This window comes from Gordonia sp. 11cp (assembly GCF_057767225.1).
Genome location: NZ_CM173437.1, coordinates 454056 through 468430 on the forward strand (window position 1 = coordinate 454056; position 14375 = coordinate 468430).

Here is a 14375-nt window from a genome sequence, read left to right on the forward strand (position 1 = left end):
TCAGCCGTAGGCGACGTCGACGGCGTAACGGGTGAACCCGAGCCGCTCATAGGTGTGCAGCGCGGCGGCGTTGTCGCCCTCCACGTAGAGGTTGATCTCCGAGACACCTGCGCGCGCGAGATGGTGCAGTCCGGCCAGCGTCAGCAATCGGCCGAGCCCCCGGCCCTGTGCGGCGGGATCGACCCCGACGATGTAGACCTCGCCGAGGTCGGCGTCGTGCCGCTTGGTCCAGTGGAACCCGAGGAGCCTGCCGGGCTCGTCGCCGGAACGGTCGAAGGCGAGGAACAGACCCTCCGGATCGAACCAGTCGGCGCCCACCCGTTCGCGGATCTGCTCCGCGGACCAGCCACCCTGCTCCGGATGCCAGTCGAAGGCCGCGTTGTTCACGCGCAGGATCTCGGCATCGTCGGACGGTCCGGCATAGGTCCGGAGCTCGACGGTCGGGTCGACGACGAGTTCCGGGAGTTCGTGGCCGGCTCCGACCGGACGACGCAGTTGCAGCAGTTCGCGACGCTTCGTCAGGCCCATGGATGCGGCGAGCGCCACCGCGCCGGGCAGGTCACCGTGCGCCCACACCCGCACCCCGGCTCCCGACTCGGGAACGGGTGCGGCACCGAAGGCCGCGTCGAGCAGTTGCCGACCGTGCCCCTTGCGCCGATGGGCCGGATCGACGACCGCCTCGATCATCGCCGGCTCACCGTCGCGACCCGGGACGATGACGGCATAGGCCGCAGTCGACCAGACATGCACGACCGGCGATCCGTCCGGAGCGTCGATGGCCGTCACCGCGCCCTCCGAGAGCGGGGCGACGCCGTCGGCCGCTGTCGCATCGCGCACCAGGCGATGAGCGAAATCCGCGACATCGTCGGGCAGCGCGCCCCGATGCACCTGCACCTGATCAGTTTCCGGCGCTTGCACTGAACTCCTCGTCGAAGGGATCCGGACCGTCGAGAGCGCCGTCGAAGTCGTCGGCGTCCGCCTGCTCGGCACCGACCGGGCCAGGACCCGCCGGCTCGTCGTCGGACAGGTCGGTGTCGGCCGCCGCCGCCCGGCCCCGCGTCGGACGCACGGCCTTGTAGCCCACGTTGCGCACTGTGCCGATCAGCGATTCGTGCTCGCTGCCGAGCTTGGCGCGGAGTCGACGGACGTGCACGTCGACGGTGCGGGTGCCGCCGAAGAAGTCGTACCCCCACACCTCCTGGAGCAGCTGCGCCCTGGTGAACACGCGACCCGCGTTCTGCGCCAGATACTTGAGGAGTTCGAACTCCTTGTAGGTCAGGTCGAGCGGACGGCCGCGCAGCCGCGCGGTGTAGGTCCCCTCGTCGATCACGAGTTCACCCAGGGTGACCTTGCCCGAGGACTCCTCGGCCGCGACACCGCGGGTGCGCACCACGAGCAGGCGCAGCCGGGCGTCGAGCTCCGCGGGACCGGTCCCCGGCAGCAGGAATTCGTCGATACCCCAGTCCGCGTTGACCGCGACCAGCCCACCCTCGGTCAGCACCGCCGCAACCGGCACCGAGGAGCCGGTACTGCCCAACAGCCGGCACAGTCCACGAGCTGCGGCCAGATCGGCGCGCGCGTCGACCAGCGCCACATCGGCGTTCCCCGCCTCCATGAGTGACGACACCTCGGTCGGAGCGGTCCTCACCGTATGCGCGAGGAGCGACAACGACGGCAAGACCGACTCCGGATTGGGGTCGGCCGTCAACAACAAGAGATCCACCAAGCACTCCGATCTCGTTCGTCCCCGTCCCGGACCATCCAGATCGCTCACCACGACGTGAACGCCACCCCCACATGCGCTCGGCGATTGTTTACGCCGCCTTACCAACGTGTGCGGGATAGGTGACAGAATAGCGCCACCGGGGCGGTTCGCTGTTAACAAGGCGACCTCGACCGCAGGATGACGACGACGGGGAGGGTGATCGGCCGAGTATGCCGCGCATCCGGAAAGTGCTCGTCATCGGCATCGTCGCCACCCTTGCCGCAGTGGGGGTCGCCGTCGGCGTCGACGTCGGGGCCGCCGTCCGCGGGGAATACCAGCTCTCCCGCGCGATCGCCGAATCCCCCCGCGTGACTTTCGATCCCGAGGTCACCATCGCCGGTTTCCCGTTCACCTCCCAGTCATCCGCCGGTCACTTCGCGGGTGCCACCATCGCCGCGCGGGGCGTCGAACTACCGGGATGCGAGCCCGTTCGCGGTGTCTGCCGGGGTGAGCTGGGCGCCTCGCTCGGCCCGTTCGACGTCGCCGACGGCAGCGGATTCTCCCCGAGTGATGTTCTCCACACCCGCTCGATCTCGGCATACACCCGCCTCGACGCCGTCACCCTCGCCCGGTATCTGCGCATCGTCGACCTGACAGTCAGCACCCCGGGGCCGGACGGCAAGGCCGGTGCGGGCGGCCCCCAGGACGGCACCGTCAGTCGCCAGAGCGGCGTGGTGTTCACCGGTACGGTCGCGCTGCCGCCGCGCGACGGCCTCGACCCCGCCGACCCGCCGTCGGCGTCGGCCTACGACGGGCCGAAGGTCCGAGTCAGTGTCTCCGTCGACCTCGCCGTCGTCGACGGCGCACTGGACATCCGGGCCACCGGCTTCTACACCGGGCCCGAACGCCACGTCGACGCCGAGGTCCCGCCCGAGATGCGCACCGCGGTGCTCGACCGGTTCAGCATGACGCTCCCCCGCCTGCCGATGGCCTGGGATGTCACGGCCGAGCGCGCGGAGAGCTTCGGCGGGGACGTCCAGCTGGTCGGCGATTCGGGCCCGGCCGCGGTCCGTCCCGACCGCTTCTGAGACGACCGTCCGAGGAGACTCTGAGCAGTTCAGACGGGTTTCTGGCGGTGTCGGCGCCAAAGCACCCCGGCCGTTGGGTGCGAGATCGGCTCTGTTGTACCCTCGTGGGCATGCAGCAGCGCCGTGAGTACTTGCTCACACGACGCCGGGCGATCGACTTCTGTCGTGTCGCCGACTGTTGTTGTCGCACTCGCCGTTGACGGTGTGACCATCCGTGCTGCGTGAGCAGCCGGCCGCCCACACCGTCGATGAGGACGGGGGCGTCTCCACCGAGGTCTGAATCCTCGATTCCATGCGCCGCCACCCGCGCTCATCATCTCCGCCGAGAACGCGGGAATCCGTCCCGCGCCTCACTCTCCACCATCTCCATCTGATCGACGACCATCACAGATCCACTGGAAAGGACACCGCCATGGCACGTTCCGACGTCCTGGTCAGCACCGAATGGGCTGAGCAGAACCTCAATGCCGACAAGACCGTCTTCGTCGAGGTCGACGAGGACACCTCGGCCTACGACGGCGGCCACATCGCCGGCGCCGTCAAGCTCGACTGGAAGACCGACCTGCAGGATCCGGTCCGCCGCGACTTCGTCGACGCCGAGCAGTTCGGCGCCCTGCTCTCCGAGCGCGGCATCGCCAACGACGACACCGTGATCCTCTACGGCGGCAACAACAACTGGTTCGCCGCCTACGCCTACTGGTACTTCAAGCTGTACGGCCACAACGAGGTCAAGCTGCTCGACGGCGGCCGCAAGAAGTGGGAACTCGACGGTCGCCCGCTGTCCAGCGATGCCGTCAGCCGCCCCGCCACGACCTACAAGGCAGGCGAGCCGGACCTCAGCATCCGCGCCTTCCGCGACGAGGTCGTCGACGCCATCAACGTCAAGAACCTCGTCGATGTGCGCAGCCCTGACGAGTTCTCGGGCAAGATCCTCGCGCCGGCTCACCTCCCGCAGGAGCAGAGCCAGCGTCCCGGCCACATCCCCAGCGCCATCAACGTGCCGTGGAGCAAGGCCGCCAACGAGGACGGCACCTTCAAGTCCGACGAGGAGCTCAAGGAGCTCTACGGCGAGGCCGGCCTCGACGGCTCGAAGGACACCATCGCCTACTGCCGTATCGGCGAGCGCTCGAGCCACACCTGGTTCGTCCTGAAGGAACTGCTCGGTCACCAGAACGTCAAGAACTACGACGGCAGCTGGACCGAATACGGCTCGCTGATCGGCGTCCCGATCGAACTCGGAGAAGGAAAGTAAGAGATATGTGTGCTGCACCCAAGCAGGGACAGAAGCTGCCCGCGGGCGTCGACGTGGAGAAGGAGACCGTCCTGACCGGACAGGTCACCGACGGCTCGGGCTCGCCCGTCGCCGGCGCCTTCGTCCGTCTGCTCGACTCGACCGGTGAATTCACCGCCGAGGTCGTTGCCTCGCCCACCGGTGACTTCCGCTTCTTCGCCGCCCCCGGCACCTGGACGCTTCGCGCCCTGTCCGCTGTGGGCAACGGCGACGTGACGATCAGTCCCGAGGGCCCCGGCATCCACGAGAAGGACATCACCGTCTCGAAGTGACGCCGATGTCGACCAGACAGCCCGGTCACCGCATCCGCGGTGACCGGGCTGTCTCGTTGCGACCCTGCGGAGGCCCACCCGCCGGCCCGGGGTTAGAATTTCTCTCGTGGTCCTCTTCTTCGAAATCCTGCTGATCCTGGCCGCTGTGCTGATCACCTGGTTCGGTGTCTACACGCTGTACCGCCTGGTGACCGACGAGTCGTGACGTCCGCACCCGGAGGTCCGGCCGCGGACAATCCAGGTCATCCGGAGCCCTCCGATGACGGGTTCGTCGCCGACGCCGAACCCCGCCGGTCCGGCGACGAGGCGATCAGTCAGGCCGAAGCCCGTGCGGCGGAGTCCGGCAGCCGGGAACGCAACATCCCCACCTGGGATGATCTGCCGCTCCCCGCCGACACCGCCAACCTCCGCCTGGGTGCCGATCTCCACCCCGGCCTCCTCGCCCTGCTCCCCCTCGTGGGTGTGTGGCGCGGAGAGGGTGAAGGGCATGATCCCGAGACGGACACCGATTACCACTTCGCACAGCAGATCGTCGTCTCGCACGACGGTCAGAACTTCCTCGCCTGGGAGTCCCGCTCGTGGGTGATCGACGAGGACGCCTCCTATCAACAGCCCGATCTCCGCGAATCCGGATTCTGGCGGATCGGTGAGGACGACTCCATCGAGTTGCTCCTCGCGCACGCCGAGGGATCGATCGAGCTCTTCTACGGCACCCCGCTGAACCAGACCACCTGGGAACTCGCCACCGACGTCGTCATCAAGGCCGAATCCGGCCGACGCACCGGCGGCGCCAAACGCCTGTACGGCCTCGTCGCCGATGGCGACCTCGCCTACGTCGAGGAACGCGTCGACGCCGACGGGGACCTCACCCCGCGACTGTCCGCCAAGCTGCGCCGCCACGTCGGCTGATCGGGCCGGAACCCCCGCGTCGCCGATCCGAGAACGCCATGTACAGATTCCGCTTCGGTAGCGCGCTGTACACCGGCGCCCCGAGCATGACGACGACCGACCCGTAGGCGGTGGCCTCGCCCGGACGTCCCGCCCAGCCGGGATGCACCGTCCCCGACGGCGACATGTACGGTCCGTGCCCGGCCGTACCACCGACACGCCGCCCGACGACCGAGAACACCTCGGCCCGCGCGGCATGTGGGGACAGTTCGAAGCAGACGCGTTCTCCCGGTGGACACTCGACGAAGGTGATGTCGGCCCCGGATCGATGCACCACGCCGATCCAGTCGCGGCCCGAGTTGCGCACGACGAACGTCGAGCCGCCCGTCCGGTACTGATACGAGATGCCCGCCGCAGCGGCGTCGAGGATCTGCCTGCCGGAGACACCGCCGTTCCACTCCGCGCTCCACGGGGTGAGATACCGGGCATCGAGAAACTCGCGCCGAGTGGGAATCGGCAGCGTCACCGGCATCACCCGTCCGGACCGCACCCACACCGCGCCGTACAGAACCGGCCGCCCGCCGGTGGTGCGCGGCGCCTGCACATAGGTGAGTGAATCACATTCCGGCAGAACGATATCCGAGCCGGGAGTCAACGGTTCGAGATACGACGTGCCGTCGGCGAGCAGAACCACCGCGGCGGCATCGCGCACGCCGCGGTTGTGGATGGTGATGCGGTCACCGATGTCGTGGGACGTGCCTTCGGCGTGGAACGACCCCGCGTGGAACAACCCGGCGGCGCGGGGATCGGCGAACTCGAAACGGGGTGGCGACGCCGTCCCGAAGTCCGGATCGCCCGGGGTCCAATAGCGTTCGCCCACGCCGGGTTCATCCCGGTTGCGGTTCGACTCTCCGACCTCCGCGGCGACAGATGTGGCCACCATCGCTCCTTCTCCCTCTCGACGCCTCGACGGGCGCCGTGGACTCTGGTGTGTGACCATTCCAGCTGTTCGGTGCCGAAATCTCGCGAGTACTGCGCTACGCGGATCACCACGTCCGTCGCCGGTGCGCCGGCCTGGCCTACCTGCGCCCGGAGCGGGTTCCGACGGAACCGGGACGCAGGTCGAGCCGTCGCAGCAACTGGGCGTTCAGCGCCACCACCACCGTCGACGCGGACATCAGGATGGCACCGACGCTCATCGGCAGGACGAAGCCGACCGGCGCCAGGATTCCGGCCGCCAAGGGCACCGAGACGAGGTTGTATCCCGCTGCCCACCAGAGGTTCTGCCGCATCTTCCGGTAGCCGGCGCGCGACAGCTCGATGACCGACAGGACCGATCGCGGATCGGAGGAGGCCAGGACGACGCCGGCCGAGCCGATCGCCACGTCGGTACCGGCGCCGATGGCGATTCCGACGTCGGCCTGCGCGAGGGCGGGGGCGTCGTTGACCCCGTCGCCGACCATGGCGACGCGATGTCCCTCACGCTGCAGCTCGCCGACGATGGCAGCTTTGTCCTCGGGCCGGACCCCGGCGTACACCCGATCGATGCCCAGTCGACCGGCGACGTCGTCGGCGACGGCCTGAGCGTCTCCGGTGATCATCACGACCTGGACACCGAGCGCGTGGAGTTCGTCCACGGCCTCGCGCGACTCCGGCCGGACCTCGTCGGCGAGCCGGATCGCTCCGGCGACGCGGTCGTCGACGAGCACGTGGAGGATGATCGCACCTTGCTCACGCCACGCCGCCGAGACGGACAGCTCGTCGAGGCCCCGTTCGTTGAGCAGATTGGGACCACCCACCCGGACCTCGTGCCCGTCGACGGACGCGGACACCCCCACCGCGGGCGAGGAGGAGAAGTCCTGGGCGGCGAGCGTGTCGACCCCGTCGGCCCGGGCGGCACGCGTGATCGCCGACGCCAACGGGTGCTCACTGGCCGCCTCCGCGGCGGCCGCGAGGCTCAGCACCCGACGCCGGTCGTGTCCCGGAGCGGGTTCGATCTCGACGACGGTCGGCTCCCCCTTGGTCAGGGTGCCGGTCTTGTCGAACAACACGGCGTCGACGTTGCGCATGGACTCGAGTGCGAGCCGGTCCGTGACCAGGACCCCGGCGCGGGCCGCTCGCTCGGTCGCGATGGCGACGACGAGCGGGATCGCCAGTCCCAGCGCATGCGGGCACGCGATGACCAGCACCGTGATGGCGCGGACGACGGCGTCGTCGGGCGACCCGACGGCGGTCCAGACGATCGCGGTGAGCACGGCGGCACCGAGAGCGAACCAGAACAGCCACCCGGCCGCAGTGTCGGCGAGCCGCTGAGCCCGCGACGAGGAGGCCTGCGCATCGGCGACGAGGCGTCCGATGCCGGCCAGGGCGGTGTCGTCGCCGGTCGCGGTCACACTGACCCGCACTCCGGAGTCGGTCGCGACGGTGCCGGCGACGACGAGGTCGCCGAGCCCACGCCGGACGGGGGCCGACTCCCCGGTGACCATCGATTCGTCCATGTTCGCGGAGCCGTCGACGATGGTGCCGTCGGCGGGTACGGAGGCTCCGGGCCGGACGACGACCACGTCGCCGACGACCAGGGAGTCGGGCGGCACCGAGACGATGTCGTCCCCCACGACCTTCTCGGCCTCGTCCGGAAGGAGTGCGGCGAGTGAGTCGAGCGCCGACGTCGTCCGCGCCAGGGAACGCATCTCGATCCAGTGACCGAGCAGCATGATCACCACGAGCAGGGCCAGCTCCCACCAGAAGTTCAGCTCATGGTCGAACAGGTGCAGCGTCGAACCCCAGGAGGCGACGAACGCGACGGTGATGGCCAGCGAGATCAGGAGCATCATCCCCGGACGACGGGTACGGATCTCCTCTGCCGCACCGACGAGGAACGGACGTCCGCCCCACAGGTAGACAACGGTGCCGAACAGCGGCGACACCCATCGCACCCACTCCGCGTCGGGCAGCTCGTAACCGAGGATGTCGGCGAACATGTCATTGAAGGCGACGGTCGGGATGGCCAGGACGAGCATGATCCAGAACAGTCGCCGGAATCGGTCGACGTGCCCGCTGTGATCGGCATGCCCACCGTGGTCGGCATGCCCGTCGTGCTCCCCGTGGTTGCCGTGCCCGGCTGGGGTGTGGGGGCTCGCCGCGTGGCCGGTCGTCGGCGAGGCCGCTGCGCGTGGATGGTCGTGGTGCGTGTCCATACGGGTGAGAATATACCCCCCAGGGGTACCTGCGCCAGGTCTACTTCTACCCCGTACGGGTATTTACCGAACGCGGCCGGACATGGAACGGCCCCCGCATCGCCCACGAGGGGCCTGCGCCGACCGGACCGGGTCGGGATGCGGGGGCCGGGTGACCACCTGGTATTCGCTTGCGCCGACCGACGGATGGATCCCGTCTCGGTGCGACACGTATGCCACACGGTCAACTGCTAGCGGATGGTCACCTCACATGTCCGATGAGAAATCACTATCAGACCACCTCCTTCCTTGTGTACCCGCGAAAGTACGCCCGATTGCGGCGCGCCGCAACGGATTAACGCGGTCAGGGGGTGGGCACCGGCGCTCCGGCGGGGCCGGGGGCCACCGATGGCGTCCCCGACGGCGTCGCTGTGGGCGCGGAACTCGGGGCGGGTACCGGCTTCGCGTCGGGGGGCAGCGACTCGACGACCTCGATCTTCGATCGGAACGTGTCGTCGGTGATGACCTCGATGGCGTTGATGAGCCAGCGGTCGCCCTCGCGCTTCATGTCGAAGGTCAGCCGCGACGGATTGATGCTGACGAGTTCCTTGTTGCCGCGGGTCACCGACTGGTTCATGAAGATCAGGACCTGCGAGGTGTCGGCCGTGTTGGTCACCACGCCCGCGTCCTGGATCGTCACCTCGGACACCACCGACTGTTTGCGCACCTCGGCGGCGAGGTTGTTGTCGGTGATCAGTTTCGTGTACTCCGGCTTGGCCGGCCCGGTGAGCACACTCATCGACTGATCGATGTGCTCGGTGACGTTCTCGGCGTTGTAGCCGAACATCGTCGTCGCATACTCACGAGCCGCCACGAGTGACGATGCACGCGCATCCTCGACGGCGCGGCCCTGGGTGAAACGGAACCCGAGGAACGCTGTCGCCACGACCGCGGCGACCAGCACGACACCGAGCGCGATCAGCCCGAGACGCCCCTTCCCCACCGTGAATCGCGACTTCGACTTCGACTTCGACTTCGACTTCGACGCCATCACGCCACCCACTCGAAGTCGGTCATCTTGAGGTCGCCGTTGATCCGTGTCATGTCGACCCGCCAGCGGAAGACCTTCTCCTGCGACGGCACCTCGCCGTCGAGGGACCGCTGGTGCCAGCCGAACACCATGATGACCGAGCCCTCGTCGGGTTCGGCCTTGGTGACCGCGGAGCTGAGGATGAGCGACCGTGTTTCCAGCTTGCCGTCCCGGACGAGTGCCGCGACCTGCTGGATGTTGGTCTCCACCTCCTGCTTGACCTTGCCGCTGGTGTCCTCCTGCACCGAGGTCAGCGTCTGGTCGACGGTGTCGGGGTTCATGCTGGTGAGGTTCACGAGCACCTGCGACGCGAACGCCGAATACTCGGCACGCAGGTCGTCGGTCCGGTCCTGTCGCGCGATACCGAGCGCGAACACCACCGACGCGATGGCACACACCACGATGACCACGAGCGCCACCACGACACCCACGATCGTCCGCGGCGAGCGACGGCCGGAACCGCGATAACGGATGCGGCGCTTGCCCTTCGGTGCCCGGGCGTTCGACGACGCCGCAGCCGTCCGGGCTCGTCGGCGCTCTCGGTAGCTGACGGTCTTCTCGACCTCGGACGGGTCGGGCGCGATCGGTGGTTCGGCGTCGGTCCGCTGGCTCGACTCCGGCGGGGACACCGTCGACGTCGTGTCCTGCGCGGAATCGCCGGTGGCCGGCGACGGCTTGTCGGCGTCCCCATCTGTGGCTGCGGGGTCGTCGGGTGCGGGAGCCGGCGCGGTCGGCGTCGACGACTTCGACGGCTTCTTGCCGGCGGGACGACCACGCCTGATCGGAGCCGACCGCACGGGCCGCTTCGTATTCCGACTGTCACCCGTGCCGGTGCGATCCGTGCCGGTGCGATCTGGGGATGCCGTACCGGGCCCGTCCGGGGTCACGGGGCGACCGTCCCGCTGATCATCGTCTGCCATGTACTGCTCTGTCCCTGCTCATCGCTGCCGGCCCCGGCGTTGTAGGTCTTCCCGTCGGGTCCGATGAAGTTGCCCGAGTCCGGGTCGTATGTCGTGGCGTACACCGCGGGCTCCGCGTCGAAGTCCTTCGGTGTGCCCGGTGTCACGGTACCGGAGGAGGCCGGCTGCCATTTCAGCCCGAACGGCAGTCCGCTCTGGAACGGGTCGACCGAGCCCGGCTTGGGTACATAGCCGGTTTCGCACTCAGCCGGGGTGGGCGCCCGTCGTCCCGGGAACTCCGCGCACGGGTAATTGCGGGCGCCGCGGACGGCGATGTTAGAGTTCTGCGGCACCCGGCACAGCATGCCCGGCGGCAACTCACGGGCGGTCTGCTCCGAGGGCCAGCGCCAGTCCTCCTTCGGCAGGAAGCCGATGTTGCACGGCGGCCGGTCCTGGAAGGCCAGCGAGAAGTTGACGTTGGGACCGAACCGCGTGGTTCCGGTGTTCAGCGCCGTGATCAGCGAACTGACCAGTCGCGGATAGAGAACCAGCACCTGCTTCCAGTTCGGCAGGTACACCACCTGGGTCTTGGCGATGGTCCCCAGATTCGAGACCAGCAGCGGGTACGACGCACCGAGGGACTCGAAGAGTTCCTGGCTCTTCGACGCGGTGGCCGGCCCCTTCCGCAGGATGTCGCCGATCTCGGGCCGGTTCGCGCGGAGCTGGTCGGTGAACGCCGTGACGTCCCGCGTCCAGGATCGGATGGCGTCGGCGGTGCGCGACTGGGTGGCCAGCAGCGGCGCACCCTGTTCGACCAGCTGGATCGTCGTGTCGGTGTTCTTGTTCGCCTCGTCGACGAAGAGGACCATCGAGTCGAGCAGCCGCTGGAGCGCTTCCCCCGTGCCGTTGAACGCGACGAAGGCCTCGTCCATGAGCGAGCGCAGCCGAGTGTCACCGATCTCGGCGAGCAACCGGTCGGCCTGATCGAGCATCGCGGAGATCTCCACCGGCACCTTGTCGGTCGAGACCGTGGCACCGTCCTGCAGCAATTCTCCGGACTCACCGGCCTCGGGGTCCGGCGTGAACTCCACGAACTGCTCGCCGATCGCGGAGACGCTGCGCACCGACGCGGTCGACGACGCCGGGATCTCCGCACCGTTCTCGATGGTGAGCATCGCCTCGACACCGGTGTCGGTCAGCTGCACCGAGTCGACCTTGCCGACGTAGACGCCGCGATAGCTGACGTTCGCGTTCTGGTACAGGCCACCGCTGGTGGGCAGCAGCAGCTGCACCTGATAGCTACCGACCCCGAACATCGACGGGATGCGGATGTAGAACAGCGCCATCACCACCATCGCGACCACGGTCACGATGGCGAAGAGCATCAGCTGCATCCGGACGAATCGCGTGATCTTCATCAGCGGCCACCTCCCGCCGCCGGGACCGGCGTGACCGCCGGACTCCGCGGGATCATGTTCGCCGGAACCGGTTCGGTCGAGTCGGGCAACCGCTCACCACCCGGTTGCAGCGGCGCGATGAACGGGTCGAGCCCGCGCGCGGCGGCGCCGGCCGGACGACCGAAGACGCCCTCGGGACCGGTGACGCCGAGACTGGCGAACATCGTCTTGTTCAGGCGTTCGAGGGTCAGATCGAGGACGAGGTCCGAGTTCACGTAGTCACCCTTGACGATCGTCCGGATCGTCGGTTCGTAGAACGGGAAGGTCAGCAGGATGTTCAGCGATTGCGTCATCGCGGGACCGGCGGCCTGGAGCTGATCGAGGGCCGGTTCGATGCCCTCCACGATCGTCACGATGTTCTCGGAGTTGGCATCGAGGATGTCGTTGGCGGTCTTCGACAGTGTCGCGACCGAGCCGAGCGTGTCAAGGAACTGCTGACGCTGGTCGACGAGCAGCTGCAGTATCTGGGGACTGTCGGCGAGCGCGCGTTCGATGGTGCCGGCCTGCTCGTTCATGGTGCGCGACAACCGGTCGAGTCCTTCGGTGGCCCGGATGATGTTGCCCTTCTGCGCATCCAGATCGGCGACGAGTGTGTTCAGCCGCGGGATGAGTTCCTTGATCTGGTCCTCGCGTCCGCCGAAGACCTCACTCATCTCGTGCACGATGTCGCCGATCTGCGACAGTCCACCACCGTTGAGCACCACCGACAGTGAGCTCAGCACCTGTTCGGTACTGGGATAGGTGCATGCCGACACCTGTTGTGCCGCATTGATGTCGGGGACCGTGGGCACTGACGGGTCCGGCACGATGTTGGATTGCTCCGGGCACTTGGTGAGGGGGATCTGGTCGCCCGGTTCGAGCCGGCCACCCTCGGGTTCGGCCGGTTGCACGATCTCCAGGTGCGTCGAACCCAGCACACTCGTCAGCCCCACCATGACGTGCGACCCGCGCGGGACGATCACACCGTCGTTGAGTCGGATGGTGACCAGCGCGTTCCAGTCCTCCACCTCGATGTCGCCGATGCTCCCGACCGTCGCGTCGTCGATGAGGACCGGCGCGTTGTTGACCAGTCCGGCAGCCGACGGGATCAGGGCGGTGATCTCGTAGGAACCACCACCGGTGCCCTCGGCGCCCGGGACCGGCAGCGAGTTGGGGCCGTCGAACGAACATCCGGCCAGGATCAGCGCGAGGGATGCCGCGCCCGTGACCAGCCCGCCGCGCAGGCGTGCCGGCCTCATCGGTCACCTCCGAACGGGACCAGCAGATCCTCGAGCGGACTGCCCCGATTGTCACGCCGGGTCTCGTTGTCCAACCGGGTGACACCGGCGTTCGCACGCGCGCGAACGCTCGCGTTCTGATATTGGAGCTGGCTCGGTGTCGCGTTGCGGCCCTGCACCGGATTGGTCAGGAACGGTGGGTAGTTCATCGAGATCGACGACAGGACGGGCGCGAGGATCTCCACGCACTTGTCGACGTCGGCCATCGTGGTGCCGGGTCGCTTGGTCGATTCCATCGACCCGCACAGCAGCGTGATCAGGTTGGTGCCGTTGCCCAGACCGAACACACCCGAGAGCGAACCCGACAGCGGGTTGTAGATGTTGTAGAAGTTCGCGAGCTGGTTGGGCGCCGAATGCAACACGCCGCGCACCTGTTGGTCCTTGTCCGCCACGATCTTCGTACTCGCCGCCAGGCGCTCCACCGACGACGACAGCGCCGTCTGGTTGGTGTCGATGAAGGTCTGCACGTCGGTCATCGCCGCGTCGAGGCCTTTCAGCGCCTCATCGAGTTCGGTCGTGTTGTCCGCGAGAACCGAACTGACCGAGGCGATCCGGCCGTTGAACTGCACCAGCTGTTCGTGGCTGCCCGACAGTGCGTCGGTGAGCTTCTGCAGGCTCTGGATGGTGGCGAACAGATCGCCGCTGCCGGCCGCGAGGGTGCCGATCACGTCGGACACCTCGCGGATCGAGGCGTTGATCGCCTCCCCGTTGCCCTCGAGGTTCTCGTCGAAGACGTTGACCGCCTTGGCCGCCGACCCCGGATCGGCCCCCTCCGGCCCGATGGCCTCGGTGAGCCGGGTGAGCTGGGCCTTGATGTCGTCCCACTCCATCGGCACCGCGGTGCGATCCATCGGGATGTCGGCGCCGTCGGACATCTGCGGCCCGCCCGAGTAGACCGGCGTCAGCTGCACGAACCGGCCCGAGACCAGACTCTGTGCGACGATGACGGCTTTCGCGTCCTGCGGGATGTCGACGCTCTTGTCCACGCGCAGTTCGACTTTCACGTCGTTCTCGCGCGGGGTGATCGCCGAGACACTGCCGACGTTCACACCGAGCACCCGGACCGGGTCGCCCTTGTAGAGACTGGCGACACCGCCGAAATAGGCGGTGAAGGTGTTCGTCGTGGATTTGGTGAACACCTTCCAGCCCACGAGGATCAGGGCGATCGCGAGAACCACGGCGAGCACACCGAAGAGCACCTTGCGCCCGATGGTCATACTTCCGACGGTCAT

Annotated in this window: 13 protein-coding genes; 4 read left to right on the forward strand and 9 right to left on the reverse strand. The window is 68.0% G+C overall.

Translation table 11 applies throughout. The annotated features are described in order from the left end of the window. Positions 1-894: a mycothiol synthase gene (gene mshD / locus AC3B6C_RS01780; protein WP_488374688.1), complete on the reverse strand. Its 894-nt coding sequence runs from the start codon at positions 892-894 to the stop codon at positions 1-3. 4 nt (positions 895-898) lie between these two features. Next, on the reverse strand, positions 899-1723 hold the full coding sequence (locus AC3B6C_RS01785) for a winged helix-turn-helix domain-containing protein (protein ID WP_010840616.1): 825 nt from the start codon (positions 1721-1723) through the stop codon (positions 899-901). Between the two features lie 212 nt (positions 1724-1935). Here AC3B6C_RS01785 and AC3B6C_RS01790 point away from each other — a divergent pair, with 212 nt between their 5' ends. The 4 genes from AC3B6C_RS01790 to AC3B6C_RS01805 all read left to right on the forward strand — a co-directional run bounded on the left by AC3B6C_RS01790 (position 1936) and on the right by AC3B6C_RS01805 (position 5265). Continuing rightward, the gene (locus AC3B6C_RS01790; RefSeq protein ID WP_488374689.1) at positions 1936-2793 is read left to right on the forward strand and encodes an LmeA family phospholipid-binding protein; all 858 of its coding nucleotides are present in this window, start codon (positions 1936-1938) and stop codon (positions 2791-2793) included. A 412-nt stretch (positions 2794-3205) separates the two neighbouring features. Continuing rightward, entirely contained in the window at positions 3206-4045 is an 840-nt protein-coding gene (locus AC3B6C_RS01795; protein ID WP_010840618.1) for a sulfurtransferase, read from the forward strand. A 5-nt stretch (positions 4046-4050) separates the two neighbouring features. Beyond that, positions 4051-4356, forward strand: coding sequence for a DUF1416 domain-containing protein (locus AC3B6C_RS01800; protein WP_010840619.1), 306 nt, complete (start codon positions 4051-4053; stop codon positions 4354-4356). A 201-nt stretch (positions 4357-4557) separates the two neighbouring features. Beyond that, a complete protein-coding gene (locus tag AC3B6C_RS01805; RefSeq protein WP_010840621.1) occupies positions 4558-5265 on the forward strand; it encodes a heme-binding beta-barrel domain-containing protein in 708 nt (235 codons plus the stop codon). Here the strand turns inward: AC3B6C_RS01805 and AC3B6C_RS01810 are convergent. The 7 genes from AC3B6C_RS01810 to AC3B6C_RS01840 form a co-directional block, all read right to left on the reverse strand. Continuing rightward, on the reverse strand, positions 5222-6187 hold the full coding sequence (locus AC3B6C_RS01810; RefSeq protein WP_488374690.1) for a hypothetical protein: 966 nt from the start codon (positions 6185-6187) through the stop codon (positions 5222-5224). The genes AC3B6C_RS01805 and AC3B6C_RS01810 overlap by 44 nt on opposite strands. A 136-nt stretch (positions 6188-6323) precedes the next feature. Next, positions 6324-8441, reverse strand: a complete 2118-nt coding sequence (locus tag AC3B6C_RS01815; RefSeq protein WP_488374691.1) for a heavy metal translocating P-type ATPase — start codon at positions 8439-8441, stop codon at positions 6324-6326. A 343-nt stretch (positions 8442-8784) separates the two neighbouring features. Beyond that, entirely contained in the window at positions 8785-9471 is a 687-nt protein-coding gene (locus AC3B6C_RS01820) for a hypothetical protein (protein WP_488374692.1), read from the reverse strand. Beyond that, entirely contained in the window at positions 9471-10397 is a 927-nt protein-coding gene (locus AC3B6C_RS01825) for a hypothetical protein (protein WP_488376200.1), read from the reverse strand. Before AC3B6C_RS01825 ends, AC3B6C_RS01820 begins: the two co-directional genes overlap by 1 nt. Continuing rightward, complete coding sequence (locus tag AC3B6C_RS01830) at positions 10394-11827, reverse strand: MCE family protein (protein WP_010840626.1); 1434 nt, start codon at positions 11825-11827, stop codon at positions 10394-10396. Before AC3B6C_RS01830 ends, AC3B6C_RS01825 begins: the two co-directional genes overlap by 4 nt. Next, positions 11827-13104 carry an MCE family protein gene (locus AC3B6C_RS01835; RefSeq protein ID WP_488374693.1) on the reverse strand — a complete coding sequence of 426 codons (1278 nt, stop codon included), beginning with the start codon at positions 13102-13104 and terminating at the stop codon, positions 11827-11829. Before AC3B6C_RS01835 ends, AC3B6C_RS01830 begins: the two co-directional genes overlap by 1 nt. After that, on the reverse strand, positions 13101-14375 hold the full coding sequence (locus AC3B6C_RS01840) for an MCE family protein (protein WP_010840628.1): 1275 nt from the start codon (positions 14373-14375) through the stop codon (positions 13101-13103). The genes AC3B6C_RS01835 and AC3B6C_RS01840 overlap by 4 nt, the downstream gene beginning before the upstream one ends.

What these genes read in the sequence shown, in the direction of transcription:
- AC3B6C_RS01790 (WP_488374689.1), top strand. Translation starts at nt 1,936, where the DNA reads ATGCCGCGCATCCGGAAAGTGCTCGTCATCGGCATCGTCGCCACCCTT.
- AC3B6C_RS01795 (WP_010840618.1), top strand. Translation starts at nt 3,206, where the DNA reads ATGGCACGTTCCGACGTCCTGGTCAGCACCGAATGGGCTGAGCAGAAC.
- AC3B6C_RS01800 (WP_010840619.1), top strand. Translation starts at nt 4,051, where the DNA reads ATGTGTGCTGCACCCAAGCAGGGACAGAAGCTGCCCGCGGGCGTCGAC.
- AC3B6C_RS01810 (WP_488374690.1), bottom strand. Translation starts at nt 6,187, where the DNA reads ATGGTGGCCACATCTGTCGCCGCGGAGGTCGGAGAGTCGAACCGCAAC.
- AC3B6C_RS01815 (WP_488374691.1), bottom strand. Translation starts at nt 8,441, where the DNA reads ATGGACACGCACCACGACCATCCACGCGCAGCGGCCTCGCCGACGACC.
- AC3B6C_RS01820 (WP_488374692.1), bottom strand. Translation starts at nt 9,471, where the DNA reads ATGGCGTCGAAGTCGAAGTCGAAGTCGAAGTCGAAGTCGCGATTCACG.
- AC3B6C_RS01830 (WP_010840626.1), bottom strand. Translation starts at nt 11,827, where the DNA reads ATGAAGATCACGCGATTCGTCCGGATGCAGCTGATGCTCTTCGCCATC.
- AC3B6C_RS01835 (WP_488374693.1), bottom strand. Translation starts at nt 13,104, where the DNA reads ATGAGGCCGGCACGCCTGCGCGGCGGGCTGGTCACGGGCGCGGCATCC.
- AC3B6C_RS01840 (WP_010840628.1), bottom strand. Translation starts at nt 14,375, where the DNA reads ATGACCGTCGGAAGTATGACCATCGGGCGCAAGGTGCTCTTCGGTGTG.